This is a genomic window from Herbaspirillum sp. Sphag64 (genome assembly GCF_014192645.1).
In the GTDB taxonomy this organism is placed as follows: Bacteria; Pseudomonadota; Gammaproteobacteria; order Burkholderiales; family Burkholderiaceae_D; genus Herbaspirillum.
Genome location: NZ_JACHYE010000001.1, coordinates 192,350 through 219,196, shown reverse-complemented (window position 1 = coordinate 219,196; position 26,847 = coordinate 192,350). Strand labels below are relative to the sequence as shown.

At 53.4% G+C, this 26,847-nt stretch carries 23 protein-coding genes and 1 tRNA gene; 17 read left to right on the top strand and 7 right to left on the bottom strand.

The features are described from left to right. Positions 1-4: 4 nt before the first annotated feature. The gene (gene hpnC, locus FHW66_RS00980; RefSeq protein WP_183377847.1) at positions 5-856 is read right to left on the bottom strand and encodes a squalene synthase HpnC; all 852 of its coding nucleotides are present in this window, start codon (positions 854-856) and stop codon (positions 5-7) included. 161 nt (positions 857-1,017) lie between these two features. On the opposite strand from hpnC, the gene FHW66_RS00975 reads away from it, so the two are divergent. The 7 genes from FHW66_RS00975 (at position 1,018) to lon (ending at position 8,114) form a co-directional block, all read left to right on the top strand. Beyond that, positions 1,018-1,104, top strand: a tRNA-Leu gene (locus FHW66_RS00975). 138 nt (positions 1,105-1,242) lie between these two features. Then, positions 1,243-1,371, top strand: coding sequence for a hypothetical protein (locus FHW66_RS20780; protein ID WP_255458758.1), 129 nt, complete (start codon positions 1,243-1,245; stop codon positions 1,369-1,371). Positions 1,372-1,414: 43 nt separating this feature from the next. Then, positions 1,415-1,627 (top strand): DUF1653 domain-containing protein, encoded by a 213-nt coding sequence (locus FHW66_RS00970; RefSeq protein WP_183377846.1) that lies wholly within the window; start codon positions 1,415-1,417, stop codon positions 1,625-1,627. Between the two features lie 214 nt (positions 1,628-1,841). After that, positions 1,842-3,191: a trigger factor gene (gene tig / locus FHW66_RS00965; protein ID WP_183377845.1), complete on the top strand. Its 1,350-nt coding sequence runs from the start codon at positions 1,842-1,844 to the stop codon at positions 3,189-3,191. Positions 3,192-3,243: 52 nt separating this feature from the next. After that, positions 3,244-3,870, top strand: coding sequence for an ATP-dependent Clp endopeptidase proteolytic subunit ClpP (clpP, locus tag FHW66_RS00960; protein ID WP_304607790.1), 627 nt, complete (start codon positions 3,244-3,246; stop codon positions 3,868-3,870). A 323-nt stretch (positions 3,871-4,193) separates the two neighbouring features. Beyond that, positions 4,194-5,459, top strand: a complete 1,266-nt coding sequence (gene clpX, locus FHW66_RS00955; RefSeq protein WP_183377844.1) for an ATP-dependent Clp protease ATP-binding subunit ClpX — start codon at positions 4,194-4,196, stop codon at positions 5,457-5,459. Between the two features lie 249 nt (positions 5,460-5,708). Further along, complete coding sequence (lon, locus tag FHW66_RS00950) at positions 5,709-8,114, top strand: endopeptidase La (RefSeq protein WP_183377843.1); 2,406 nt, start codon at positions 5,709-5,711, stop codon at positions 8,112-8,114. Positions 8,115-8,470: 356 nt separating this feature from the next. Here lon and FHW66_RS00945 read toward each other — a convergent pair whose 3' ends face one another. Continuing rightward, a complete protein-coding gene (locus tag FHW66_RS00945) occupies positions 8,471-8,662 on the bottom strand; it encodes a hypothetical protein (RefSeq protein WP_183377842.1) in 192 nt (63 codons plus the stop codon). A 231-nt stretch (positions 8,663-8,893) separates the two neighbouring features. Here FHW66_RS00945 and aroQ point away from each other — a divergent pair, with 231 nt between their 5' ends. Then, positions 8,894-9,511: a gamma subclass chorismate mutase AroQ gene (gene aroQ / locus FHW66_RS00940; RefSeq protein ID WP_183377841.1), complete on the top strand. Its 618-nt coding sequence runs from the start codon at positions 8,894-8,896 to the stop codon at positions 9,509-9,511. 30 nt (positions 9,512-9,541) lie between these two features. Here the strand turns inward: aroQ and FHW66_RS00935 are convergent, their stop codons facing one another. From FHW66_RS00935 to FHW66_RS00925, 3 genes are all read right to left on the bottom strand, one after another. Beyond that, the gene (locus FHW66_RS00935; RefSeq protein ID WP_255458757.1) at positions 9,542-10,333 is read right to left on the bottom strand and encodes a M15 family metallopeptidase; all 792 of its coding nucleotides are present in this window, start codon (positions 10,331-10,333) and stop codon (positions 9,542-9,544) included. Between the two features lie 287 nt (positions 10,334-10,620). Beyond that, complete coding sequence (locus tag FHW66_RS00930; RefSeq protein WP_183377840.1) at positions 10,621-11,433, bottom strand: MetQ/NlpA family ABC transporter substrate-binding protein; 813 nt, start codon at positions 11,431-11,433, stop codon at positions 10,621-10,623. Between the two features lie 211 nt (positions 11,434-11,644). After that, a complete protein-coding gene (locus FHW66_RS00925) occupies positions 11,645-12,442 on the bottom strand; it encodes a phosphodiester glycosidase family protein (RefSeq protein ID WP_183377839.1) in 798 nt (265 codons plus the stop codon). Positions 12,443-12,824: 382 nt separating this feature from the next. On the opposite strand from FHW66_RS00925, the gene FHW66_RS00920 reads away from it, so the two are divergent. The 5 genes from FHW66_RS00920 to FHW66_RS00900 all read left to right on the top strand — a co-directional run bounded on the left by FHW66_RS00920 (position 12,825) and on the right by FHW66_RS00900 (position 17,806). Next, positions 12,825-13,946: a branched-chain amino acid ABC transporter substrate-binding protein gene (locus FHW66_RS00920; protein WP_183377838.1), complete on the top strand. Its 1,122-nt coding sequence runs from the start codon at positions 12,825-12,827 to the stop codon at positions 13,944-13,946. Positions 13,947-14,164: 218 nt separating this feature from the next. Beyond that, entirely contained in the window at positions 14,165-15,091 is a 927-nt protein-coding gene (livH, locus tag FHW66_RS00915) for a high-affinity branched-chain amino acid ABC transporter permease LivH (RefSeq protein ID WP_183377837.1), read from the top strand. Next, positions 15,091-16,317 carry a high-affinity branched-chain amino acid ABC transporter permease LivM gene (locus FHW66_RS00910; protein WP_183377836.1) on the top strand — a complete coding sequence of 409 codons (1,227 nt, stop codon included), beginning with the start codon at positions 15,091-15,093 and terminating at the stop codon, positions 16,315-16,317. The genes livH and FHW66_RS00910 overlap by 1 nt, the downstream gene beginning before the upstream one ends. 2 nt (positions 16,318-16,319) lie before the next feature. Then, positions 16,320-17,102 carry a high-affinity branched-chain amino acid ABC transporter ATP-binding protein LivG gene (gene livG / locus FHW66_RS00905; protein ID WP_183378610.1) on the top strand — a complete coding sequence of 261 codons (783 nt, stop codon included), beginning with the start codon at positions 16,320-16,322 and terminating at the stop codon, positions 17,100-17,102. Continuing rightward, entirely contained in the window at positions 17,102-17,806 is a 705-nt protein-coding gene (locus tag FHW66_RS00900; RefSeq protein WP_183377835.1) for an ABC transporter ATP-binding protein, read from the top strand. The genes livG and FHW66_RS00900 overlap by 1 nt, the downstream gene beginning before the upstream one ends. Before the next feature lie 42 nt (positions 17,807-17,848). On the opposite strand, the gene hppD is transcribed toward FHW66_RS00900, so the two are convergent. After that, positions 17,849-18,946, bottom strand: a complete 1,098-nt coding sequence (gene hppD / locus FHW66_RS00895; protein WP_183377834.1) for a 4-hydroxyphenylpyruvate dioxygenase — start codon at positions 18,944-18,946, stop codon at positions 17,849-17,851. Positions 18,947-19,181: 235 nt separating this feature from the next. Here hppD and FHW66_RS00890 point away from each other — a divergent pair, with 235 nt between their 5' ends. The 4 genes from FHW66_RS00890 to FHW66_RS00875 all read left to right on the top strand — a co-directional run bounded on the left by FHW66_RS00890 (position 19,182) and on the right by FHW66_RS00875 (position 22,907). After that, positions 19,182-19,700 carry an Lrp/AsnC family transcriptional regulator gene (locus FHW66_RS00890; RefSeq protein ID WP_183377833.1) on the top strand — a complete coding sequence of 173 codons (519 nt, stop codon included), beginning with the start codon at positions 19,182-19,184 and terminating at the stop codon, positions 19,698-19,700. A gap of 119 nt (positions 19,701-19,819) precedes the next feature. After that, complete coding sequence (gene ada, locus FHW66_RS00885) at positions 19,820-20,947, top strand: bifunctional DNA-binding transcriptional regulator/O6-methylguanine-DNA methyltransferase Ada (RefSeq protein ID WP_183377832.1); 1,128 nt, start codon at positions 19,820-19,822, stop codon at positions 20,945-20,947. Next, entirely contained in the window at positions 20,940-21,596 is a 657-nt protein-coding gene (alkB, locus tag FHW66_RS00880) for a DNA oxidative demethylase AlkB (protein WP_183377831.1), read from the top strand. The genes ada and alkB overlap by 8 nt, the downstream gene beginning before the upstream one ends. A 90-nt stretch (positions 21,597-21,686) precedes the next feature. Next, a complete protein-coding gene (locus FHW66_RS00875; RefSeq protein WP_183377830.1) occupies positions 21,687-22,907 on the top strand; it encodes an MFS transporter in 1,221 nt (406 codons plus the stop codon). Between the two features lie 4 nt (positions 22,908-22,911). Here the strand turns inward: FHW66_RS00875 and FHW66_RS00870 are convergent. Beyond that, the coding region (locus tag FHW66_RS00870; RefSeq protein WP_183377829.1) for an autotransporter domain-containing protein at positions 22,912-26,847 on the bottom strand (3,936 nt) is incomplete at its 5' end.

Here is a 26,847-nt window from a genome sequence, read left to right as displayed (position 1 = left end):
TGCTTTACCTAGCGTCCGGTATATGGTGCATTGATAGTGTGGTGTGCGACATGCGCAGTGCGCGCCAGCCGATGATGATCCAGTCGTGCAAGCCTAGTGTGGGACGTTGCTGGAAAATGTCGCCTTGCACTTGCTCTAGTCGCTCCAGGATGCGCAAGCCGCCTTGCACCACCAATCGCAGCTCCCAACCAATTCTGCCTGGCAGGCGTAATGCCAGTGGTGCACCCGAGCAGAGTAATGCGCGTGCACGACTAATTTGGAATTGCATCATCGTATGCCAGCGCGTATCAGCTATTTCCTGAGCAATATGCTCCTCTTTAATACCAAAGTTCTGCAAATCTTCCAGTGGCAGGTAAATGCGTTGCTTGCGCCAGTCAATCGCGATGTCTTGCCAGAAATTAATTAATTGCAAGGCGCTGCAAATGGCATTCGAGTCGCGCAGATTGTCAGGATTTGCCGCTTGATATAAATGCAGCATCAAGGCACCGACCGGATTGGCGGAGCGGCGGCAGTAGTCGAGCAGGGTGTCAAAATTGTGGTAGCGGGTGGTGCTCACGTCTTGTTGGAATGCGGAGAGCAAGTCGCGTAGCGGTGTCAGTGGTAACGCGTATTGCTTCACGATGTTGCTCAGTGTGACAAACAACTGGTTGGTGCTGGCCTGGCCTGTCTCAATCCTGTTCAGCTCCTCCTCGTAGGCGCGCAGTGCGCTCAGCCGTGCTTGATCGGTAGCGTCACCTTCATCGGCAATATCATCTGCGCTGCGGGCGAATGCGTAAATCGCTTTGACTGCCGGGCGCAAGCGTGCGGGTAGTAGTAGCGAGGCAACGGGAAAATTTTCGTAATGATCGACAGCCATGCAGCGTATTCCCGGATTCTGGAAAGAGGAGGTGATTTGTTGCCGGCAATAGTAATGTAAAAGTCAACGTTGTTGACGCTATTGGTGAATGAGAAGCCGACCTCGAATGATCTTTTGCTAGCCCCACCGCTAGCAATTCTGTTACACTCCCGCTCTTGATTGCAGGTATGGCGAAATTGGTAGACGCACCTGGTTTAGGTCCAGACGGTAGCAATGCCGTGTCAGTTCGAGTCTGACTACCTGCACCACCAATAGCAGTTTGATAAAAAACCCTCCCTTGTCGAGGGTTTTTTTATTGCTCTGTTCACGCTCAGGGGCGAACATGATTGTTTGTCTGAGCATGGATCAATCGATGTTCCCGAGACCGAATTTACAGGAGAAGCACTATGCGCAAGCTCAGAAGAATCAAGAATTACCAGGCCACCCACCGTATCATTGTCGAGAAGCTGATCGATGCACTGATGGAAGAGTTGCTGACAGAAATCGGTTCGACCACCGAAGGCGCCGTCGCCTGATCTTGGGTGGCAAGCTGGTAACAATCTGATAACGGAGTTCTCTGTGCTTTACCGACATTACAAGGGCGGCATCTATGAGATTTTGCATGATGCTACTCTGGAATCAGACCTGTCGCCGATGGTGGTTTACCGTGCGCTGCGTAACAATACCGTCTGGATCAGGCCATACCAGGACTTTCATGGTGTGGTTGAGGTCGATGGTCAGAGTCTGCCACGATTTTCTCCATTGCCTGATGCGAGTGTTGAATCTGAGTAATCAATAATTGGATTGCCGGGTGATTGAAATGTCTGTCTGTGCATTGCAGGGCAGGCCGTTTTTGTGCGTCGCAATGTTGGGTTTTGGCGCAACCGCAGTTTTTCCGTATAAAATAGCGGACTTTAGCGCGTCCGGACGCCTTTGAGGCAAGGAAGAAAGCCTTTTTTGGTGGTCGGGATGCACCACGGAATTTATTAATTTTTGGACGATTCACATGGCAACTGCAGTCGAAACTTTGAGCAAACTTGAGCGCCGTATTACTTTGTCTTTCCCGCTGGCAGATGTGCAAGCTGAAGTGGAAAAGCGTCTGAAAGTGCGTGCGCGCACTGCGAAGGCGCCAGGCTTCCGTCCAGGCAAGGTGCCAATGAAGATGGTTGCCGCGCAGTTCGGCTATCAGGTCGAAACTGAAGTTCTCAACGACAAGGTTGGTCGTGCTTTCAACGATGCCGCAGTCGAAAACAACCTGCGCGTAGCTGGCTTCCCGAAGATCGAGCCAAAGACCAGCGAAGGCGTTGCCGAAGGCGCACTGGCATTTGACGCAACCTTTGAAGTTTATCCTGAAGTCGTTGTCGGCGATTTGTCGGCCAGCGAAGTCGAGAAGACCGTTACTTCGGTGTCTGATGTTGAAATCGACAAGACACTGGATATCCTGCGCAAGCAGCGCGTGCATTATCACGTCAAGGGCGAGCAAGGCGCGCATGGTGACGGCGGTGCAGATCAGTCCGCACAAAACGGTGACCGTGCAACAGTTGACTTCGTCGGCAAGATCGATGGCGTGGAATTCCAGGGTGGCAAGGCTGATAGCTTCCCGTTTGTTCTGGGTGAAGGTCGCATGCTGCCAGAATTTGAAGCAGCAACACTGGGCCTGAAGGTTGGTGAGTCCAAGACTTTCCCGCTGGCGTTCCCGGCTGATTATCACGGCAAGGATGTGGCTGGCAAGACTGCTGAATTCACCATCACGCTGACCAAGCTGGAGTGGGCGCACCTGCCAGAAGTTGATGCTGAGTTCGCCAAGTCCCTGGGTATCGAAGATGGTGATCTGAGCAAGATGCGCGCTGACATCAAGCGCAATCTGGAGCGCGAAGTCAATGCTCGTACCAAGGCCAAGACCAAGGACAGCGTCATGGACGCCCTGATCAAGGTCAGCGAGCTGGAAGTGCCGAAGGCATTGATCGAGCAAGATATCGAGCGTCTGATGCAAATGGCGCAGCAAGACATGCAGCAACGTGGTATGGATCCAAAGGGCATGCAACTGCCACGTGAACTGTTCACGGCACAGGCTGAGCGCCGCGTGCGCCTTGGCTTGATCCTGGCTGAAGTCGTCAAGACCAACAAGCTGGAAGCCACTGAAGAACAGGTAAAAGCACAGGTCGATGACTTTGCACAGAGCTACGAAGATCCACAAGAAGTCCTGAAGTACTACTTCAGCGATCGTCGTCGTCTGGCAGAAGTTGAAGCTCTTGTTTTGGAAGAAAACGTCGTCAATTACGTGCTGGGTAAATCAAAGGTTACCGAGAAAGCTGTTGAGTTTGACGCGTTGATGGGCAATCAGCCGCAAGCATAATGCTTTCATCTCGGTTACCATCAGAGAAGTCTTCCACGCATAAGGAATGCACATGACAGGTTTGATTAGACAGTCGGCACTGGATACGGAAATGCTCGGCATGGTGCCAATGGTGATTGAGCAAAGCGGTCGCGGTGAGCGCGCTTACGATATTTACTCGCGTTTGTTGAAAGAGCGCATCATTTTCCTGGTAGGCCCGGTCAATGATGCGTCCGCCAATTTGATCGTGGCGCAGTTGCTGTTCCTGGAGAGTGAAAATCCGGACAAGGATATTTCCCTGTACATCAACTCTCCTGGTGGTTCTGTATCGGCTGGTATGGCGATTTTCGACACGATGCAGTTCATCAAGCCCCAGGTATCTACCTTGTGCACAGGTTTGGCGGCTTCAATGGGCGCCTTCCTGCTCGCAGCTGGTGCCAAGGGTAAGAGGTTTTCTTTGCCTAACTCGCGCATCATGATTCATCAACCTCTGGGTGGTGCACAAGGACAGGCGTCAGACATCGAAATTCAGGCACGTGAAATTCTCTACTTGCGTGAGCGTTTGAACGCCATTCTGGCTGAGAAGACGGGGCGTACCGTCGATCAGATTGGTAAAGACACTGATCGCGACAACTTCATGTCTGCTGATGCCGCCGTAGAGTATGGCTTAATCGATCAGGTGTTGAAGGAACGTGTTTGATCAGCCAGAAAGTCTGAAGAGGTAATCATTGCAGTGTTTTGATTATCTTGTTGTAAGAAACAAAATGCCCGGATTCTCCGGGCATTTTGTTTTGTGTTGCCGCAAAGAGCATTGGCTTGCATGTCTTGGGATGTTTGTTTGCTGATAATGCGCGTCAAATGCATGCATAAATTCTGTTTTAGCTGCAAAATCAACGCGTTTTTGCGTGATATCGCCGATACGATGACCTTGCGATATTTTTACCCCGCCAGAAATACTGTGATCCCGTGACGAATCCTCAAATCGCAGGTATGATCGGGTCGTAACTATCCACATTTGCCTATATGTCCGAGAAAAAATCCTCCAGTGGCGAAAAGCTGCTTTATTGCTCGTTTTGCGGCAAGAGCCAGCACGAAGTCAAAAAATTGATCGCAGGTCCGTCGGTTTTCATTTGCGACGAATGTATTGATTTGTGCAATGACATCATTCGGGACGAAGCTTCCAGTATTGAGTCCGTGTCGGGGGCGAAGTCCGATCTGCCAACGCCGCAAGAGATTTCTGAACTGCTCGATCAGTATGTGATTGGTCAGGCGACTGCCAAGCGTATCCTGTCGGTGGCTGTTTACAATCATTACAAGCGCCTGAAGCATCTCGGCAAGAAGGATGAAGTTGAGCTGGCCAAGAGCAACATTCTGCTTGTTGGCCCTACCGGCTCCGGCAAGACTTTGCTGGCGCAGACACTGGCGCGTATGCTCAATGTGCCGTTCGTGATCGCTGATGCAACGACGCTGACCGAAGCCGGTTATGTGGGTGAGGACGTTGAGAACATCATTCAGAAGCTGCTTCAGAACTGCAATTACGAAGTTGAGAAAGCGCAGAAGGGCATTGTGTATATCGATGAAATCGACAAGATTTCACGTAAATCCGATAACCCATCGATCACGCGCGATGTGTCGGGTGAAGGCGTGCAGCAAGCGCTTCTCAAGCTGATCGAAGGCACTATGGCGTCGGTGCCGCCACAAGGTGGTCGCAAGCATCCCAATCAGGACTTTGTGCAAATCGATACCACTAACATTATGTTCATCTGTGGTGGTGCATTTGATGGGCTGGCGAAGATCATTTCCGAGCGTTCGGAGAAGAGCGGTATTGGTTTTGCAGCGAGCGTCAAGAGTCAGAGCCAGAAGACTGCCAGTGAAGTATTGCTGGGAGCTGAACCGGATGATCTGGTTAAATTTGGTCTGATTCCTGAACTTGTTGGCCGTCTGCCCGTCATTGCAACGCTTAACGAGCTCGATGAAGAAGCATTGATCCAGATTTTGCTGGAACCTAAGAATGCCCTGATCAAGCAATATGCCAAGCTACTGCAGATGGAAGGCGCTGAGCTTGAAATTCGTCCGGCCGCTTTGCAGGCGATTGCAAAAAAAGCGCTGGTGCGAAAGACCGGCGCACGCGGATTGCGTTCCATCCTTGAACATGCATTGCTCGATGTAATGTATGAACTGCCTAGCCAGCAAAATGTGGCCAAGGTTGTGATTGATGAAAATACCATTACCAATGGCGCCAAGCCGCTGCTGATTTATCACGAACAGCCCAAGGTGTCGGGCGCATGACGAGAGTGTGGCCTGCTCGATTTTTGAAAATCTGGCAGGCCGGATTGAGAAACACGAAAAGCGGTAAAATAAACCGCTGAGATCACTACTCCGGCTTCCATCGTAAAGCCACCCGAGGGCGACTTCGTGTGTGGCTTTTTTTATTTGTTGTTGCAGTAATAATAAGTTGTCGTGTTTTTATTCGATTCTGGGCTTGTCTTTTAAGAGCTCGCGCCAACATCACTAACAGTAAATTTGATAAGGCTCGCCATGACGACTTCTACTCTCACAGAACAAACCCAATTGCCGTTATTGCCATTGCGGGACGTTGTTGTCTTCCCGCACATGGTGATCCCTTTATTCGTTGGTCGCCCGAAGTCGATCAAGGCTCTGGAAGCGGCAATGGAACAAGGCAAGAGCATCATGCTTGCAGCGCAGAAAGCTGCTGCCAAAGATGAGCCGTCAGCCGAAGACATCTACGAAATAGGCTGCGTAGCCAATATCCTGCAGATGCTGAAATTGCCGGATGGCACAGTCAAGGTGCTGGTCGAGGGCGCACAACGTGCCCGCATTCACCACATCAGCGAACTCGAAACGCATTTTGTTGCTGATTTGACGCCGGTCGAATCGGAACTGGGCGACGAGGCTGAAGTGGAGGCTATGCGTCGCACCATCGTTCAGCAGTTTGATCAGTACGTGAAACTGAACAAGAAGATTCCCCCTGAGATTCTCAGCTCACTGTCTGGCATTGACGATGCAGGTCGTCTGGCAGATACGATTGCTGCCCATCTGCCGCTGAAGCTGGAACAGAAGCAGGTCATCCTGGAAATATTTAACGTCGCCAAGCGCCATGAGCATCTGCTCGGGCAGCTCGAAGGTGAGCTGGATATTCTGCAAGTGGAAAAGCGCATCCGTGGTCGCGTCAAGCGCCAGATGGAAAAGTCGCAGCGCGAGTATTACCTCAACGAGCAGGTCAAGGCGATCCAGAAGGAGCTCGGAGAAGGCGAGGATGGCGCAGATCTGGAAGAGTTGGAGAAAAAGATTCTGGCCGCCAAGATGCCTAAGGAAGCACTGGAGAAAGCACAGGCTGAGCTCAAGAAGCTAAAACTGATGTCGCCAATGTCTGCAGAGGCAACTGTCGTACGCAATTACATTGATACGCTGGTCGGTTTGCCCTGGAAGAAGAAGTCCAAGGTCAATAACGATTTGCCCAATGCCGAGAAGGTGTTGGAGAGTGAGCATTATGGCCTGGAGAAGGTCAAGGAACGCATTCTTGAGTATCTTGCTGTGCAGCAACGTGTGGATAAACTGAAGGCGCCAATTCTGTGCTTCGTTGGTCCTCCAGGCGTTGGTAAGACCTCGCTTGGTCAATCGATAGCTCGTGCAACCAATCGCAAGTTTGTGCGCATGGCGCTTGGTGGTGTGCGGGATGAGGCTGAAATTCGTGGGCATCGTCGCACATACATCGGCTCCATGCCTGGCAAGATTCTGCAGAGCTTGTCCAAGGTCGGTGTGCGCAATCCATTATTCCTGCTGGATGAAATTGACAAATTGGGTATGGATTTCCGAGGTGATCCATCGTCAGCATTGCTGGAAGTGCTTGATCCTGAACAAAACCATACGTTTTCGGATCATTACATCGAAGTCGATTTCGACTTGTCCGATGTGATGTTTGTAGCGACATCGAATTCCTTCAATATTCCTCCGGCATTGCTGGATCGGATGGAAGTGATTCGCTTGTCTGGTTACACCGAAGATGAAAAGACCAGCATTGCGCAACGATATCTCTTGCCTAAGCAGATCAAGAACAATGGTTTGAAGGAGGGTGAGATTAGTGTTGCCGAGTCAGCGATTCGCGACATCATTCGCTATTACACACGGGAAGCTGGTGTCCGCTCGCTGGAACGCGAAATTTCCAAGATCTGCCGCAAAGTCGTCAAAATGCTTTTGCTGAAGAAGCAGGAGAAGAAGGTCGCGGTGTCTTCGCGCAATCTGGACAAGTTCCTGGGTGTACGTCGCTACGACTTCGGTATTGCGGAGAAGGATAATCAGGTTGGTCAGGTGGTTGGTCTGGCCTGGACCGAGGTTGGCGGTGATCTGCTTACAATTGAGGCTGTAACCATGCCAGGCAAGGGTGGTGTAATACGTACCGGTACTCTCGGTGACGTCATGAAGGAATCAATCGAGGCAGCGCGGACTGTGGTACGTAGTCGTGCCAATAAACTTGGCATCAAAAATGAGGTGTTTGAGAAAAGGGATATCCATATTCACGTCCCTGAGGGAGCAACACCCAAGGATGGTCCTTCGGCGGGTATTGCGATGACGACGGCATTAGTGTCGGTGTTTACTGGAATTCCGGTGCGTGCTGACGTTGCAATGACTGGCGAAATCACGCTGCGCGGTGAAGTGTTACCGATTGGCGGACTTAAGGAAAAGCTGTTGGCGGCACATCGCGGCGGTATTAAAACTGTGTTGATTCCTGAGCAGAACGTCAAGGATCTTACTGAGATTCCTGATAATGTGAAAAACAAGCTCGAAATCGTTCCCGTGCGTTGGATTGACAAGGTTCTGGAGGTAGCACTGGAGCGTCAGCCTGTTGCATTGACGGAAGAGGAGGCTGTGGTCGCTGTCGCAGCTAAAGAGGATCCTGCAGATACAAGCGTCGTGAAGCATTAACTGCCCTGCATCACTTGTTAGACGCCGTTTTGCAGTAATTGGCTAGCACCGAGAAAAGGGTAAGAAGAAGCCTCGACCAGTTAGTCGGGGCTTTTTTATGCGGGATACAAACTTGAATCGAGTGCAGGAGTCATTGATTAAAGTCACGTACGCTACGAGACCTGTCAAAAATGACGGTGGAAAAACAAAACCCACCTTGAAGGTGGGTTTCTCAGTAGTCTCGCTGTAACGAAACTTGCGTGTTCACGAAGGCTTAGCCTGTTTGCATACACATCAGTACACACAAAGCTTTACTAGAAGCACAACGAGGCAGGAGCGCTCCTGCCAGTAATACTATACGCTTGAGGCCGGAATGCTTAAGCAGTAGCCTTGTTCACTTCAGCGTTTTGAACCGGTTCTGCCGGAGTGCCGGTTTTCTTCACATCAGCTGAAGTATTGGCGCTGGCCATCACCTTTGCAAAATCCACGTTAGACTTTGGCTTTGCAGTGGCTGCTTGTTGGGGATGCTGCGTTGTCGAATTAGTCGCTGAAACGTTCGTTACCGCCATGATGGTCACTCCTTATAAAAATCGGACTCGATGTCCAAATAAAGCATCCTTAGTATAGTGAGGAACACTGTCAGATCGTCAATGTCAAACTGAACTTTACATAAATTTACAAAAAAATTACTTGTCTTGTACTGACTTATCCCCCGATTACTTGCCGTCCATGCCGTGCACAATTTACCATCGCGGGCTTGATCGATGAGGAGCGATGGGATGAATGCAAGGATGGGTTGGATGACGGTGCGTAATGTTGCTCAAACGTTTTGCGGACTATTGTGCGTTGTACTGTCGCTTGCGGGATGTCAAGTTCTTCCGCCTGAACAGTCAGGGGCATCTGCGACTTCCATCGGCTCGCTGTCTGCACTGGAATTAAAGGAAATTGATCATCTTCTGGAATTGATCAATCAACGTCTTGCGGTGGCAGAAAAGGTCGCTCAAGCGAAATGGAATTCGGGCGCTCCCATCGATGATCCGCTCCGTGAACGCAAGATTTTAGCTGATCTCGCAGCTGGGATGCATGATGCGCCAGAGGCTGATCGATCATTCGCGTTGCGGTTTTTTCAGGCGCAATTTGATGCCGGCAAAATCATACAGCGCGACATGCATGCACAATGGCAGAAGCAACAGCACTCACCGTTCGCCCAACCACCCGATCTGGCGCGCGACATACGACCTGAGTTGGATCGCTTGACACCCTTGTTGATCGATACCTTGCATCGGGTTCGGCCGCTGTTGATGCAGGCCGAAGTGCGCGATTATCTTGCCGCCCGGTCATTGCAGCTGATTGCTTTGCACGATGGGAATATCGACGCTGCGCGTGACGAGGCGGTGAGCATATTGTTACAGCCTTGAGCGACGCAAGGGGCTGCGTGATGGTCAATGCTAGCGCCGGTTATTGTGCGCACAAGCGTCGCGTCTTGCGATGTTGTCGGCGATCTTGTTTCGTTTGAGGCAAGCGCTATATTGATCTGCGTAGCGCTTGAACACCGCACGTGCCTGAGGTAGTGGTAGTGCCAGCAACTGCTGTATGAAGTCGCGACTCCCGATTTCAAAGTGTTGGTAATCAACCGGCTCGTACCAGTTTCCGCCCCAGACTAAAAATCCATGACGGAAGAAAATATCGATTGCGCTCTCCGCCATGCCTGGTCTTTGCGGTGTACGACTGAGGTAGCTACCGGCGTTGTCGGGCAGGTAAGTGCCATGGCTCAGATAGGGGTTCTGTAGCGGATTGATATCAATCGCCGCACCATAGGCATGTTTGGACCAGGCGCTGCCACCCGTCATGGCGCGCCCATTGAACGAAGAGCTATTGTTCGCCTGCATGGAAGCTTCGTCGTCACCCGTAAATTCTTCCATCGGTCTGGCTTGCTGCAACGGGAAGCGACGCTCCAGCAACTCGTCAAAAATCGCCTGTACCTGTTCTGTTAGTGCATCCATGACGATGATCAGCCCGTTATCGTGTTGCTGACCATCGAAACCGATATAGCTAAACGAGACCTGGGTCAGACGGCGGCAAGGAACAGGATTGTCTGGGGAAATGGTTTTTTTCTGTTCCATCAACTGGCATTGTCGCGATGTCAGAGCGCTGACCGCAGCGTGACTGGTCGAGGCCAAACCAAGTAGTGAAAGGGCAAAGCAGGCTGCAACCCAATAATGACGCGGAATCAGAGGCATGATTGATGCGGGCAGCATAATTGATAACGAGTGTGCCATTTTGCTGCATTTTGCACCGACTGGGAACCAGCAGGTGCCCTCCACGCTGGCGGAAATGTCGGAGAGGATCGGCGATAGTGGGGAGTTAGCGAACTTTATTACTAGCCAACGATCTGAGTTCCCGGTTGAACTGTTCCTTCAACTACCCTTTTGCGAGGGATATTGACCCGTCGGACTTGGTCCGCGGGTCTTTTTTATTTGCAGCGCTATTTTGTGATCTTATGTAGTGGTCGAGTGACTATGTAAAATCAGAATGCCGGAACCAATGAGCCCTTGAACTGGGTTTCGATGAATTTACGGACTTCCTCAGACTGGTAGGCCTTCACCAGCTTCTTTACCCAGGATTTGTCCTTGTCTTCCACGCGTGTGGCGATCAAATTGGCATAGCGCCCCTTGGCATCTTCCACAGCGATGGTGTCGCGTTGCAACGACAGACCAGCTTGCACCGCATAGTCATTGTTGATCGACGCAGCTGCTAGATCGTCGAGCGAACGTGGCAATTGTGCCGCATCCAGTTCGATCAGCTTGAGCTTCTTTGGATTGTCGATCACGTCCAATGGCGTCGCATTGGTACCGTTCTCGCCGACGCCTGACTTCAGCTTGATCAGGCCAGCATGTTGCAGTAGCAGCAGGGCGCGATTGCCGTTGGAGGGATCGTTCTGGATACCAATACGCGCGCCTGGCGGTAATTGATCCACTGACTTGTATTTTCGGGAATAAATGCCCAGGGGAGCGGTAATAGTCAGGCCAACCGGCACGATCTTGTAACCGCGCGATTTAATCTGGCTTTCCATAAACGGCAGATGCTGGAAGGCATTGGCATCGAGATCTCCAGAGGCCAGCGCTTCATTAGGTTGCAGGTAGTCGTTGAAAGTAATGATCTGAATTTCCAGGCCGTCTTTGGCGGCGACTTTCTTGACGACCTCGAAGATTTGCTCAGCACTGCCCCCAGAAATGCCGATCTTGATTTTACTTTTGTCTTGGGCAGAGGCGAGCGGTGATGTGAGCGCAAGTGCGGTGGCGATGATGCCGAAAATGAAGGAATTGGACCAGCGGCGCATTGATTCTCCTGCAGTGTTTGATGTGGGTGAGTAGGAATAGCATTTTTCCGGAGCAATCTTCTATGCTCACACATCAATAAGTTCGGGAGAACGAAGGATTTTGAATGTCTTTATAGCCAATTCGCATACTGCACCGACGTGACCGAACGCCCAATGAATCACACGGCGGTATGTATGAGGATATCGTGATATCTCATGATGTTTCGTGAGCTTATTTGTCGCTGTCTCTGGTGACAGCAATGATGGCACCGAACGCAGGTCCCAGATCGGCTTCCAGTGATGGATAAATACGCGAGATGCTACCGTCCAGGTAGAGCGCATCAACGCACTGCACTTTGTCACGGAGGAACTGTGCGAAGTCATAGAACGTGATTGGGTTTCGTGCCATGGCCAAGACCACCTGACGGTTGCTGTCGATGCAGACTGCGTTGCGTACGACCATATTGATGGAAGCTGGGTCGAAGACGCTGTTGATGATGCCGTTTTGCAGCATGATCGGACCGGACTGCGTCGCGAAACGCGCTGTACCAAGCCATCGATTGCGATCAGCATCCACACTGAGCGTGTCAACAATGCGTGCCTGGCGATCCTCCACGATAAATACGCCGTTCGGCGGCAGATAGAAATTGCCATAGGCATTCTGGCGCGTATTCAACTTGCGCAGCGTTTCTCCATCTTCGATATAGAGCCCTAATGGCCGATGATCCTTGTCGTAAATCCCGGCATTGGTGGCGCAGAAGATGTCTTTGCCCTGTGGCCTGAGCCAGTTGCGTAGATTGGCGAACGTACCTAGCAGATTGCCGTTGTTATCTTTCCAGTACATCCGCAGCGTATCGCGTTGCAGATCGATCTGGCAGGTGCTGATACTGACCTGGTTGTAGCGGTATTGCCGTAGCTCTGCCGCAAGCGCGGCGGGCATGACAAGTGACGCCAGCATCAGCAATAACAGTAGCAAAGTGATGTCACCACGATAAGTGGTACGAGTGAATGGACGCAGCAAAAAGCGCATGGAGAATCAGAAAAAATCAGCTTGGCGGGAACAGGGGGCAGGAACTTGCGTCGAATACCGCTTATTGGACGAGCACCGTACGACCCCGTTAGCGCCATGTGTATAAAAAATGCATTTTAGGTGCCTGCGTTGCAATTGGGAATATTTCCAATCAAATTCATTGTCACTTTGTTCAGTTTTTGTCCCTATTCAAGCTTTTCTGACACATCTTATTAATTGGTTAAATCGTGCATACGAGTAGGTTTTATATGCATATAAAGCAGATTTCGTGCAGATAAGATAAAAATTTCTTTCATTTATTGCGACGATGTTACACTTCAGCCCCTTAATTCTGCTCACTAAAAATTTGTCATTCATACAAATTTATTCTGGAGGAAACTCGATGCAACCCTTGAACCGTCTCACAAAAATCGCCTTCGCTGCCGCATTTGTCTTGTCCTGTACCACCGTGGCGCAGGCCGAAACAGTGAAGATTGCGATCGCCGGCCCGATGACTGGTGCCGTGGCACAGTATGGCGATATGGTCAAAGCGGGAGCATTGACAGCAATTGAGCAAATCAATGCCGCGGGAGGTGCAGGCGGCAACAAGTTTGAAGTGGTTCTGATGGACGACTCCTGTGAGCCTAAACAGGCAGTTGCGGTTGCCAACAAGATTGTCAGTCAAGGTATTAAATTTGTCATTGGTCACGTTTGTTCGGGATCGACCATTCCGGCTTCCGACATCTATGAAAATGAAGGCGTGGTCATGATCACACCTTCCGCAACGGCGCCTCAACTGACAGAAGCCAAGCCGCATCAATTTATTTTCCGCACCATCGGTCGCGATGATCAGCAAGGACCTGCTGCGGCCAAGTACATCATCGAGAAGGTCAAGCCCAAAAAAGTAGCCGTTCTGCACGATAAGCAGTCTTACGGACAAGGCGTGGCCAGCGCGGTCAAGTCATCGCTGGAAGCCGCCAGGGTTCCGGTGGTGGTATTTGAAGGCATCAACGCTGGCGACAGCGATTATTCGGCGGTGATCACCAAGCTCAAATCGCAGGGGGTGGATTTTGTCTATTTCGGTGGCTACCATCCCGAAATGGGGATGCTCATGCGTCAGGCGCGGGAGCAGGGTATCAAGGCCGTATTCATGGGCCCAGAAGGAGTCGGCAACAAGGATATTACTGCCATCGCCGGTCCAGCCTCCGAAGGCATGCTGGTAACCTTGCCAGCCGATTTTGCCGCCGACCCGGCCAATGCGGCACTGGTCAAGGCTTTCGCCTCGAAGAAGCGTGACGCTAACGGTCCCTTCCAGTTGCCCGCTTATTCGGCAGTGAAGGTCATTGCCGATGCCATCGCCGGTGCCAAGTCGACTGATCCTGCCAAAGTGGCCGCCTATATCCATGCCAATTCGTTCAAGACGCCGATTGGCGAGGTTGCTTACGACAAGAAGGGTGATCTCAAATCTTTCAAGTTCGTGGTTTATACCTGGCATAAAGATGCGACCAAATCGGAAGCGAAGTAAGTCAGTTGGTCGCTGCCTCAGCGTTCTCTGAGGTGGCCCGCCCGGTCAATGCCCTGCGCATCAGAAACAGCAAAAGGGCATTGGCATCTCCTCATTTTTCAGGGCTTACGCAAAAGTTCGTTACCGTGCATGGCACCAGCCAGAGTCACCGCCACAGCACAATGCAGGCAGGATGCAGCACGCTGAGCCAGCGGCATTTTGCGTGAGTCCTTTTTGTTATGAACGAACTACTCCCTCAACTGACGCAACAGCTCGTCAATGGTCTGAGTCTGGGAGCGATCTATGCCTTGATCGCAATCGGCTACACCATGGTCTACGGCATTATCGGCATGATCAATTTTGCCCACGGCGAGATTTACATGATCGGTTCCTACGTTGGTCTGGTCACACTGAGCGCGATTGGTGTGCAGGCCGGTTATCCTTTACCCCTTTTGCTGGGGGCAGCGCTGATCGTCTCTGTCGTCGTCACCGGCTTGTATGGCTGGACCGTCGAGCGTGTCGCCTACCGTCCTTTGCGCGGTGGACCGCGACTGGTGCCACTGATCTCGGCTATTGGCATGTCGATTTTCCTGCAGAACTATGTGCAGATCGGGCAGGGCTCGCGTGACATGTCGGTGCCTGTGCTGATTTCCGGAGCACTGGAGTTTCAGATGGGGAGTGATTTTACCGTCACCGTTCCCTATTCGCGGATGATCATTGTTGGCGTTACTTTGCTACTGATGGTGGGGTTGACCCTGTTCATCGCCCGTTCCCGCATGGGACGCGCTTGTCGCGCCTGCGCTGAAGACATGGGGATGGCCAATCTGCTGGGCATCGATACCAATCGCGTCATTTCCTTCACCTTCGTGCTGGGCGCCATGCTGGCTGCTGTGGGTGGAGTACTGATCGCGCTGACCATCGGCAAACTCAATCCCTATATCGGCTTCATCGCCGGTATCAAGGCCTTCACCGCGGCCGTATTGGGAGGTATTGGCAGCATCCCCGGCGCTATGCTGGGCGGTGTTTTGCTGGGGCTGGCCGAGACTTTTGCTGCTGGCTATTTACCGGCTGAGTACAAGGATGTCGTGTCTTTTGCCTTGCTGGTGCTGATTTTGCTGTTCCGTCCGACGGGCTTGTTGGGTAAGCCGGATGTGGAGAAAGTGTGATGACAACGACCGTGAAGAATGCTGTGGCGGCGGCAATCCTGACCGCTATCCTGACGACGCCATTGCTGGGTCTGCAATTACAGCTGGATGGCTATCAGGTGGTGCTCCATGCACACTGGACGCCGGTGCTCATTGCCGTATTGGCGGTATTTGTATTCCAGCTCTGCAAACCGGTTCTCTCGCGCAGCAGTGCGCATATACGTCTGCCAGCGTTGCCCAGGCTGAAGCCTACCCAACAGCGCTATGCGATGCTGGTCTTGCTGGCGGTGGCCTTGATCTGGCCGTTTTTTGGTTCGCGCGGAAATGTGGATATTGCCACCCTGGCATTGATCTACGTGATTCTGGGATTGGGTTTGAATATCGTGGTCGGTTTTGCCGGTCTGCTTGATCTCGGTTATGTCGGTTTTTATGCTGTCGGTGGCTATACCTATGCATTACTCAACCAGAGCTTTGGCTTGAGCTTCTGGGAATGTCTACCGCTGGCTGCGGGCATGTCGGCTTTGTTTGGATTTATCCTTGGCTTCCCGGTACTACGGCTGCGCGGTGATTACCTGGCCATTGTCACGCTCGGCTTTGGTGAAATCATTCGCTTGCTTCTCAATAATCTGACCTGGCTCACCGGCGGTCCGGATGGTGTCTCCAGTATTCCCAAACCGACCGTGTTCGGTATCGAGATGGCGCGCCGTGCCAGCGTCGAGGGCGCGACCACTTTTCACGAACTGATCGGGATACCCTATCAGGGTGGTCACATGGTGATCTTCCTTTATCTGCTGGCGCTGCTGCTGGTGCTGGTGACCTATTTCTTTACCAGTCGCCTGATTCGCATGCCAATGGGGCGCGCCTGGGAAGCCTTGCGCGACGATGAAATCGCCTGCCGTTCGCTGGGGATCAATCCGACCAAGATCAAGTTGTCCGCCTTTACCTTGGGCGCCGCCTTTGCCGGTCTGGCAGGCTGCTTCTTTGCCGCACGTCAGGGACTGGTTAATCCAGAATCGTTCACGTTCATTGAATCAGCATTGATCCTGGCAATTGTCGTACTGGGCGGAATGGGATCGCAGATGGGGGTGATCCTGGCGGCAATCCTGCTCACTGTGTTGCCGGAGGTGGCGCGTAGCTTCGCCGAGTACCGCATGCTGATTTTTGGATTAGTCATGGTGTTGATGATGATGTGGCGTCCTCAAGGACTGTTGCCCGCTTCGCGTCCGCATGTGGAGTTGCCGCAATGAAAATGACCAACAATAATCACAGGGCCGTATTGCTGGAAGTCTCCGGTCTGGCGATGCGCTTCGGCGGACTGCTGGCAGTCGACGGTGTTTCACTGGCGGTGCAGGAGAGGGAAGTGTTTGCCATCATTGGTCCGAACGGTGCCGGCAAGACAACCGTATTCAATTGCATTAGTGGTTTCTACCAGCCCACAGCAGGTGATATCAGCCTGCAGGGACGGGCGATTGCACGTCAGCCCAGTCATATCGTTGCCCAGCAAGGGTTGGTCAGGACCTTTCAGAACATCCGCTTGTTCAAGACCTTGACCGTCGTGGAAAACCTGCTGGTGGCGCAACATAACCAGCTCAACAACAACCTGTTGTCGGGCTTGTTCAAGTTGCCAGGCTTTCGCCGCTCCGAACGGCAGGCGCTCGATCGCGCCGCTTATTGGCTGGAGGAACTCGGTCTGACCGCGCTGGCCAATCGAGAAGCGGGGACCTTGTCCTATGGTTTGCAGCGTCGGGTCGAAATCGCTCGTTGCATGATCACCCGGCCGCGTCTGTTGCTGCTGGACGAGCCGGCTGCCGGCCTGAATCCACAGGAGAAGCAGGAGTTGCAGCAGCTGATCGACAAGCTGCGACAACAGCACGGCGTGGCTGTCCTGCTGATCGAACACGACATGAGCCTGGTCATGGGTATTTCAGATCGGATTCTGGTGATGGAACACGGCAAGCCTATCGTCACTGGCACACCTGAGGAGGTGCGCAATGACGAACGAGTGATCAAGGCTTACCTGGGAGAGGAATAATGCTGCAATTTGAACAGGTACATACCCACTACGGTGCGATCGAGGCATTGCATGGCGTATCGCTGAACGTCAACCAGGGTGAAATCGTGACCCTGATCGGTGCCAACGGCGCCGGCAAAACGACCTTGCTGATGACGCTGTGTGGCAAACCGCGCGCCACCAGCGGCAGGATTGTCTTCGAAGGGCAAGATATTACGCAACGCGCAACCCATGACATCATGCGCTTGGGGATGGCAATTTCACCCGAGGGACGACGTGTATTTCCTAGTCTGACGGTGCTTGAAAACCTCAAGATGGGTGCCTTCTTTGCCAGCAAACACGAGATCGAAGCTGGTATCGCCCATGTGTTTGGGCTGTTTCCACGGCTGGAAGAGCGGGCGCATCAACGGGCCGGAACCATGTCCGGTGGCGAGCAGCAGATGTTGGCCATTGGGCGAGCGCTGATGAGCAAGCCGCGTCTGCTGTTGCTGGACGAGCCAACACTGGGATTGGCACCATTGATCATCGCGCAGATCTTTGACATCATTCGCGCCATTCGTGACCAGGGCGTCACCGTGTTCCTGGTCGAGCAAAATGCCAACAAGGCCTTAGGTGTGGCTGATCGTGGTTACGTGCTGGAGAATGGGCATGTCGTGCTCGCCGATACCGGTGCCAATCTGCTGGCCAATGAGGCAGTGCGCAAAGCCTATCTGGGGAACGCCTGAGATGTTAAACATCCCAGGCATGCCGATACTTGCATTGATGGATCAGATTACGCCACGGCGGATCTGATCCAGTTCGATCGATTCAAACAAGGCCTTGAAATTGCCTTCGCCAAAGCCGTCATTGCCCTTGCGTTGAATGATTTCAAAGAACACCGGACCAATCAGGGTCTGCGTAAAAATTTGCAGTAACAGGCCCTGACCGTCGGTTGGGGCGCCATCAATCAGAATCTTCAGTTCACGCAAGGCGGCCAGATCTTCGCCATGGCCCGGAATTCGCTTTTCGACCAGATCGTAATAGGTGCTGATCGTGTCCTGCAGAGGGACCTTGCGTTGATATAGCGCGCGCACAGTCTGATAAATATCGTCGGTACCCAGCGCAATATGCTGAATTCCTTCGCCGTTGTATTGCTTGATGAATTCCTCGATTTGCGATTTGTCGTCCGCACTCTCATTGATCGGGATGCGGATTTTGCCACAGGGGCTGGTCATCGCGCGCGACTTCAGGCCCGTCATCTTGCCTTCGATATCGAAATACTTGATTTCCCGGAAGTTGAACAAGCGTTCATAGAACGACGACCAGGTATCCATCGCGCCCCGCACCACATTGTGGGTCAGGTGGTCGATATAAGTCAGCCCAACCCCAAGTGGTTCACGTTCGACATTGGGAAAAAATTCAAAGTCAACATCATAGATAGAGCCACGCTCGCCGTAACGATCCACCAGATACAGCAATGAGCCGCCGATACCCTTGATCGCTGGGATATTCAGTTCCATCGGACCGAGCTTGGCAGGAACCCCTTCGGCACCCATTTCCAGCGCACGCTGGTAGACCTTGGCCGCATCCTTGACCCGAAATGCCATGGCATTCACCGATGCCCCATGAACCTGTGCAAACGCGGTGGCATTGCTGCCAGGCTCCGAGTTGACCACAAAATTGATCTGGCCTTGACGGTATAGCATGACCTTCTTGGAGCGATGTCGTGCCACGGCAGAAAATCCCATCGATTCGAGCACATGGGTGATCGCGGCTGGATCGAGGGCCGCATATTCGACGAATTCAAAACCGTCGGTTCCCATTGGATTATCAAACAGATCGGTGCTGTTACGCGTAGTGGATGGCGTGGCGTTGGCTTGGCCCATGGTGGTCTCCTATGTTCGGCACTGGCAAGGCCCCGTACAAGATTGTCTTGTCGGGGATTGTAAATAGTGACAAATACTGACGTCAGCCGCCGTAATGGCGGCCGCGTTGCAGATAAGTTCTCTGGCTAGTTTATTGCAGTGAAATCGCAATATGTGATTGTTATTTGTGATATTTTGCTGCTTAGATGCACAAATAATTCGATAAATAGAGAAAAAACGAGAAGAAGAGAGATAAATGACGGCCATTACCGTAGACCGATTTGATCTGGCATTGCTGACCGAGTTGCAGCGTGACGGCCATATTACCAATAGTGCGCTGGGACAGAAAGTCCATTTGTCGACCTCCCAGATCAGCCGTCGCGTGCAACGACTCGAAGAGGCGAGGGTCATTGATCGTTACACAGCAGTGCTTGATCCGGCGGTGGTCGGTTTAGGCGTGACGGCCTTCACCAATGTGACCCTCGATCGTCAAGGCGAGACCCGTGGTATCCAGTTCGAACAGGCCGTCCAGAACATGCCCGAAATCATGGAATGTTATTCCATTACGGGCGAAGCTGACTACATTCTCCGCATTGTGGCACCGGATCTGGCAGCGTTTTCTGAGTTCATGATGACGCGCTTGCTGCGTTTGCCGGGCGTCACCAATGTCAAATCTAACATCACAATGAAGCCGATCAAACACTCGCATGTACTCCCGCTGGACCATGTTACTCAGCCTGCCCAGAGTCGCCAGCGGATCAAGTTCTCTTCCTGACCAGGCGCATGTCGCCCGTGACCGATTTGAAAGCAAGTCTGCGAGTGCGGGCTGGGAGTGGACTGGCTACACTATGATAACTGACTCAACCAAGTTGCCATCTTGTATTCCCTATTGCCATGCCTGATCTTGCTCCAGCGACATCTGATTTGACCTCCTTGCCACTTGCCGACGCAGCGAGCGTCAATGCTCTGCGCTGGCAGGCGGTTACGCAGCGCGATGCCAAAGCCGATGGCAGTTTTTACTATGCCGTGCGCACTACTGGTGTGGTGTGCCGCCCTTCTTGTCCATCGCGTCATGCGCGTCGTGAGAATGTGCTTTTTTACGATACCTACAACGCTGCGCTGCAAGCGGGCTACCGCCCCTGCAAGCGCTGCAAACCGGATCAGGAAGGTATTGCCGAGCGACAGGGGCAAGCCGTGGCCTACGCTTGTCAGGTGATTGAACACGCCGCAAACTTACCGTCGCTAGAGACGCTGGCAGAACTGGTTGGCATGAGCCGTTACCACTTCCACCGCTTGTTCAAGGCACACATGGGTATCACGCCCAAGGCCTATGCTAGCGCCCACCGTGCGAATAAGTTACGCGTGCAACTGGCGCACGGTGTCACCGTGACAGAGGCAATGTACGATGCTGGTTTTCAATCCAGTGGTGGCTTCTATGCGACTAGCTCGCAATTGCTTGGCATGACACCGGGCGCCTACCGGAGTGGTGGCAGTGGACTTCAGATTCGCTTTGGTGTCGGCCAATGCTGGTTGGGTGCGATTCTGGTTGCCGCTACCGAGCATGGTATTTGCGCCATCACCTTAGGTGACGATCCCGTGCAACTGGTGCGCGAATTACAGGACCGGTTCGCCAAGGCTGAGCTGATTGGTGGCGATGCCCGCTTTGAACAATGGATGGCAACTGTCATCGGTGTGATCGAAGTGCATGAAAATAGTGCGGCAGCGCAGATGTTGCCACTGGATGTGCGAGGTACTGCCTTCCAGCAGCAGGTCTGGCAGGCGCTGCGTGCGATACCGATCGGTGTGCGTATCAGTTACAGCGAACTGGCGCAGCGCATTGGTCAGCCAGCAGCGGTGCGGGCCGTCGCCAGTGCCTGTGCTGCCAACACGATTGCCGTACTGATTCCTTGTCACCGGGTGGTGCGTACCGACGGATCGCTGTCTGGTTATCGTTGGGGTGTGGAGCGAAAAAAAGCGCTGTTGCAGCGAGAAAACACGGCACCAGGAAGCAAAGATGACTGAGGATCTGTTTGCCGACTACGAGCATGCGCGCCGACCGCAGGCGATCGCACTGGCAAATGGCGCAGTGTGGTTGCAGGCTTTTGCCGATAAGCGGGTGAGTGCTTTGCTGGAGGCGATTGATGGCTTGCTGACGCAGGCGCCATTGCGTCAGATGGTGACGCCGGGCGGTTACACGATGTCCGTTGCGATGACCAATTGCGGCGCACTGGGCTGGGTCACTGATCGCCGTGGTTATCGGTATCAGGCTGAAGATCCGGTTTCGGGGCGGCCTTGGCCCGCCATGCCGCTGCTGTTCCATGAGCTTGCCACTGAAGCAGCCACCGCCGCCGGCTATCCCGATTTCGCTCCAGATGCCTGCCTGATCAATCGCTATCTTCCTGGCGCACGGATGTCTTTGCATCAGGATAAAAATGAAATCGATTTGTACCAGCCTATCGTCTCCGTGTCGCTTGGCGTGACTGCGACCTTCCTGTTCGGTGGTGATGCGCGCGGTGATAAAGCGCAGCGTCTGCGTCTGCATAGTGGCGATGTCGTGGTCTGGGGTGGGCCGGCACGGCTACGCTTTCATGGCGTCGATACACTCAGGCAGGAGCAGCATCCGCTGACGGGGAATTGTCGCTTCAATCTCACTTTTCGCAAGGCGCGCTGAAGTCGTGTTTTTCCCCAAACAGGGCGACAAAAGACAAAGCCGTAAAGTCAGTCTAAAATTTTGACTTTACCTTGCCGGAAAATAGAAAAAATGGAGACCACGCTCACTCCCTCGGCGGCGCAACAAAGTGCTGTTGAGACAACCAAGTTCCGTGTGCTGGGGGCAATCAGTTTCTCGCACTTTCTCAATGACATGATCCAGTCGCTGTTGCTGGCGATCTATCCTTTATTGAAGGGTAACTTTCATCTCAGCTTTGCCCAGGTCGGTCTGATCACGCTGACGTTCCAGGTCACCGCTTCGCTATTGCAGCCCCTCGTAGGCTTGTACACGGACAAACATCCCAAACCTTATTCGCTGGCCATTGGTATGGGATCAACCTTGTGTGGACTCCTGCTGTTATCGATGGCGCCGAATTTTGGCGTGTTGCTGGTGGCTGCAGCGCTGGTGGGAACCGGTTCTTCGGTATTCCATCCGGAAGCATCACGGGTGGCACGCATGGCCTCGGGCGGGCGCCATGGTTTGGCGCAGTCACTGTTTCAGGTCGGTGGTAACGCCGGTAGCGCAATGGGGCCGCTGTTGGCAGCCTGGATCATTATCCCGGGTGGTCAGCATAGCATTGCCTGGTTCACACTCGCTGCACTGGTGGCTATTGTGGTTTTACGCCAGATTGGGCACTGGTATGTGCGTCAGCAAGCTGCTGGTCATACCAAGGGCAAGAAGAAGGCGGCGACCCATGTGCAGTTACCGCGCAAAAAGGTGATTCAGGCAGTGAGCGTGTTGTTGCTGCTGATTTTTTCGAAATACTTCTACATGGCCAGTCTGTCGAGTTATTTCACCTTTTATCTGATCAGCAAATTCCAGCTCAGCGTCCAGCAGGCACAGGTGCATCTGTTCATCTTCCTGTTTGCTGTCGCGGTTGGTACCGTACTGGGCGGGCCGATTGGTGACAAGGTCGGGCGCAAGCTGGTGATCTGGGTATCGATTCTGGGTGTGGCACCATTCACGTTGCTGTTGCCCCATGCCGATCTGTTCTGGACGACCGTGCTGACCATCATCATTGGCGTGATTCTGGCATCAGCTTTTTCGGCGATTCTGGTGTTTGCTCAGGAACTGATGCCGGGCAAGGTCGGTACCGTTTCCGGTCTGTTCTTTGGTTTTGCATTTGGTATGGGCGGTATTGGTGCGGCCTTGTTGGGCAAGCTCGCAGATCTGACCGACATTTACTTTGTCTATCAGGTCTGCGCGTTCTTGCCGCTGATCGGCTTGCTGGCCGCCTTGCTGCCCAAACTGGAAAAAGTGTCGACGGCCTGAGTTCTCAAAATGCCCAGCGCAGTGCTGCATGCAGGGCACTGTCGCGCAGACCATTACCGGTCAGACCCGTGTATGAAACGCTAAAACTTGCGTTTTTAGCCACTGGTGCTTCCACCCCTAGTTGAAGTACCGCGGCATCGCTGGCGACCGGAACACCCGCGACGGTAAATGGTGTGGAGCCTGTCAATGTCAGCTGACTGCTTGGTAGCAAGTCGCCATAAGCATGACGCCACCCCAGCATACCGTGCGCGGTCCAGTCGATACCATCAACCATAAATTTGGACGCGGCACGCACGCCCAAGGTCGAGAAACTAGTGTTCATGCTGGCGCTGTCGCTTTGCAAAGCCGCCAGATTGCCGTGTTCGATAAAGCTGTCGCTGCTCTGCCGGATAATGGTCAGATTGACAAATGGCTCGTACTGTACATTGCCTTGATCAATGCGATAGCCCAACTCACCGAAGGCCTGCGTTGTATTGCCGTCGTAGCTGGCATTGAGCTGGTCAGAATAGCCAGGAAAATTCACAGAGCGCTCGGTACTGATGCTATGCCTCGTATAGCTTGCCCCCGCCCTGAGAATCACATCATCCCATTGTTTGCCGCCGTAGATTCCCAGGTAATAGTCATTGCTGTTGGCAGAAGAGGAACGATCATCGACGTCGATGCTGGAGGAACTATAGCCAGTCATCGCGCCCACACGCCATTCATTGCCAATCTCGACATCGGTACCGGCAAACAGGCCGCCGACCGAACGACTGGCTTCTGCCGCATTGCCGTTGCCACCGGTACTGCCCCAGGCACCGAATGCACGTATCCAGGGTTGCGGGGTATGCGGGTTATACGAGGAGAGCGCCATTTGTTGCAATGACGGCTGCTCCTGTGTCGTGTCGTTGGTATTGATATCGGTGTGCGCGCCACCGACCGAGCTGAAGACCTGACGCAGGCGATCAATTGCAGCATCGGTGACGAAGTGGCTCTCTTCCACGAACTGTGAATTAAGCGTGGCGTGCAATTCCCCTGATAACTGGTCGAAGGCATTCTGTGCCTGTGCAGCTGTCTCCAGATTGGCCACGGCTTCTCTGAGGAGATTGCCGGCGGCCAGACCTTGCAGGCTGGTGGCGACGTTGATCTGATTAGGCGTCGCGCCTACGTTGTTGAAGCTTTGATCCTGTTCCACGATCAGATAAACATCATTGGCATCGTAAGTAGCGACGAGGGTGGTAAATTCGGTATTAATATCGCCAGTGAGAGTAAAAGTACCTTCCACGTCACCGCTCGCCTTGAGGACATTGTATTCGTTACCCTGCACATACAATGCCCTATTGCTTCTGGTTACCTGCAACTCTGCACCCGGTTGCAGGATGGCATTGCCATTGACGTTGATCAGGCTGGCATGTGTGCTGGTAGGATCGACTTGAGCGTTGTAGATAGCGCCTGCTTGCTCTGTCAGATTGCCATTGATGGTCAATGTTGTCGTGGGGCTGCCGGTGGCAATCTTGCCGCCGCTGGCAACGGTCGTGGCTCCGACACTGCCACTGCCCTCCAGTTCTGCGCCGTTGAGCACTTGCACCGTCGAGTTATTGAGTGAGCCATTGACTGCCAGCACACCGGCTGCCACGGTGGTCATGCCAGAGACTGCGTTGGTCGCAGTCAGGGTGAGTGTGCCTACGTCTGTTTTGGTCAAACTGCCGGTGCCATTGATGGCGTCGCTGAGACTGGCTGTCCCCGGTTCATCGATCACCAGTGCAGCATTGTCTGTGATGGCACCGCTGCCTAAACTCGCGGTATGCGCTGTCAGTGTGCCGTCGCTGATGATCGTGCCACCGGCATAGTTATTGTTACCGGTGAGCGTCAGATTGTTGGGGCCATCTTTGATGACTTCGCCCGCTCCGCTGATTATGCCGCTAAAGGTGGTATCCGTATTGCTCTTCTCATCCAGCACGGCATTGCCTAGTGCGACGTTACCGGCGCCCCCGAGGTTGTTGGCAATCTGATTGAAATTATTCAAATTCAGTGTGGCACCTTTGGCGACATTGATGACGTTGCTATCCATAAAGGCATTGATGACGCCGGTCTGTAACGTACCATCCATAATGTTGGTGGCGCCAGTATAGGTATTGGCAGCAGCCAGTACCAGCGTGCCAGGACCGTCCTTGGTCAGAGTGTTACCAGTCCATCCTGTCGCGCTATTGCTCTGGTCTGCCAGCGGCACATTGACAGTGAAGCTGTCGCCCGGATTCTTTAGCGTGAACACACCATTGCCCTCGCTGTTTCCAGAGTCCCAAATCAACCCGAAACTGAGGTTGTAGTCCAATCCATTGGACGATTTGCTACCTGCTACGGAGAGAAAATCGACTCCCGTAGCTGCGCCACCAAAGCTGACCGTCGAGAAGTCGTTAGTGATGCCCCCTACAGTGTGAATGACATAGAATTCGGTATCGATCAACGTGCTGGCCAGGGTCGAGCCGATACTGGTTACCTCTAATGTACCTCCCAGGCTGGCCGTATTGGCCGTGATCAACGGTTGGATACCAGCGACCACCACGCCGAGTGTGCTGCCGTTGGCTTGCGTTAATGCACCACCAATCGAAAGAGTGGCATTTGCGCCCAATAACGTGGTGGCGCCGCTGCCAGTGACGTAATCGTTGGTGGTGCTGAAATTGCCGCTCTGGGCGAGGTTCAGCGTGCCGCCAGTGACGTTCACGTTGCCAACCGCAGAGCTGTTGCCACTCAGCGTCAAGGTATTGGTGCCGGTCTTGGTGAGTCCACCGGTACCGCTGATGATGCCTGCGAAATTGGTATCGGCGGTGTTGTTGGCGATGAGCGTGGCGGTGCCGAGGGTGACATTCCCGGCTCCGGTCAGGTTGTTGGCAGTTTGATTGAAGTTGTTCAGGTCCAGGGTAGCGTCGGGGGCGACATTGACTGCGCTGCTGTCGGCAAAGGCATTGGCGATACCGGCCTGCAAGGTACCGGCATTGATTTCAGTAGCCCCGGTGTAGGTGTTGGCGGCGGACAATATCAGCGTACCGGCACCATTCTTGGTCAGGGTATGCCCATCCCATCCGGTGGCACTGGCGGCTTCATTGGTCAGCGCGACATCAACGTTGAAGCTGTCCCCCGGATTGGCTAGGGTAAAGGTACCGTTGCCCAGCGTCGGACCGGCTTGCCAGGTCAGGTCGAAGCCGATGTTGTAGTCCAGTGTATTGGCTGACTTGCCCGCCGTCAGTGTGATGTAGTCGACTGAGCTGGCCGCCCCCCCCAAATCGATGTTCGAGAAGTTGTTGCTGCTGATACCACCGGTGGTGTGAATCAGGGTGTAATGGCTGGCTTCCAGGGCGCTGGCAGTATCTGGCGTACCGCTCAGGCCGGTAATGGTGAGTGTGCCTTCGAGGTCGGCAGTGGCGGCAGTGATCACGGGTTGGGTGACATCAAGGGCGACATCGAGTGTACTGCCCGCTGCCTGGATAAACGCGCCACCGACATTGAGGGTAGCATCGGCAGTCAGTGCGGTAGTGGCGCCATTGGCAGTGGTGTAATTGCCGGTAGTGGCCAAGCTGACTGCTGGTGCAAGGTTCAGTGTACCAGCCGCGACGTTGACGTTGCCGACACTGGAGCTGGCCCCGCTGAGGGTGGTTACGCCCGTACCGGCCTGGATGAGGGTGCCGCTTCCGGTGATGGTACCGGCATAAGTGATGTTGTCTGAACGGTCGAAGCTCAGTGTTGCGTTATCGGTGATGTTGCCGACGATGGCCCCTGAGGTACCGCCATTGCCGATCTGTAAGGTACCGGCACTGATGGTGGTGCCACCGGTATAGGTATTATTGCCGGTCAGCGTCAAGGTATTGGTGCCGGTCTTGGTGAGTCCACCGGTACCGCTGATGATGCCTGCGAAATTGGTATCGGCGGTGTTGTTGGCGATGAGCGTGGCGGTGCCGAGGGTGAC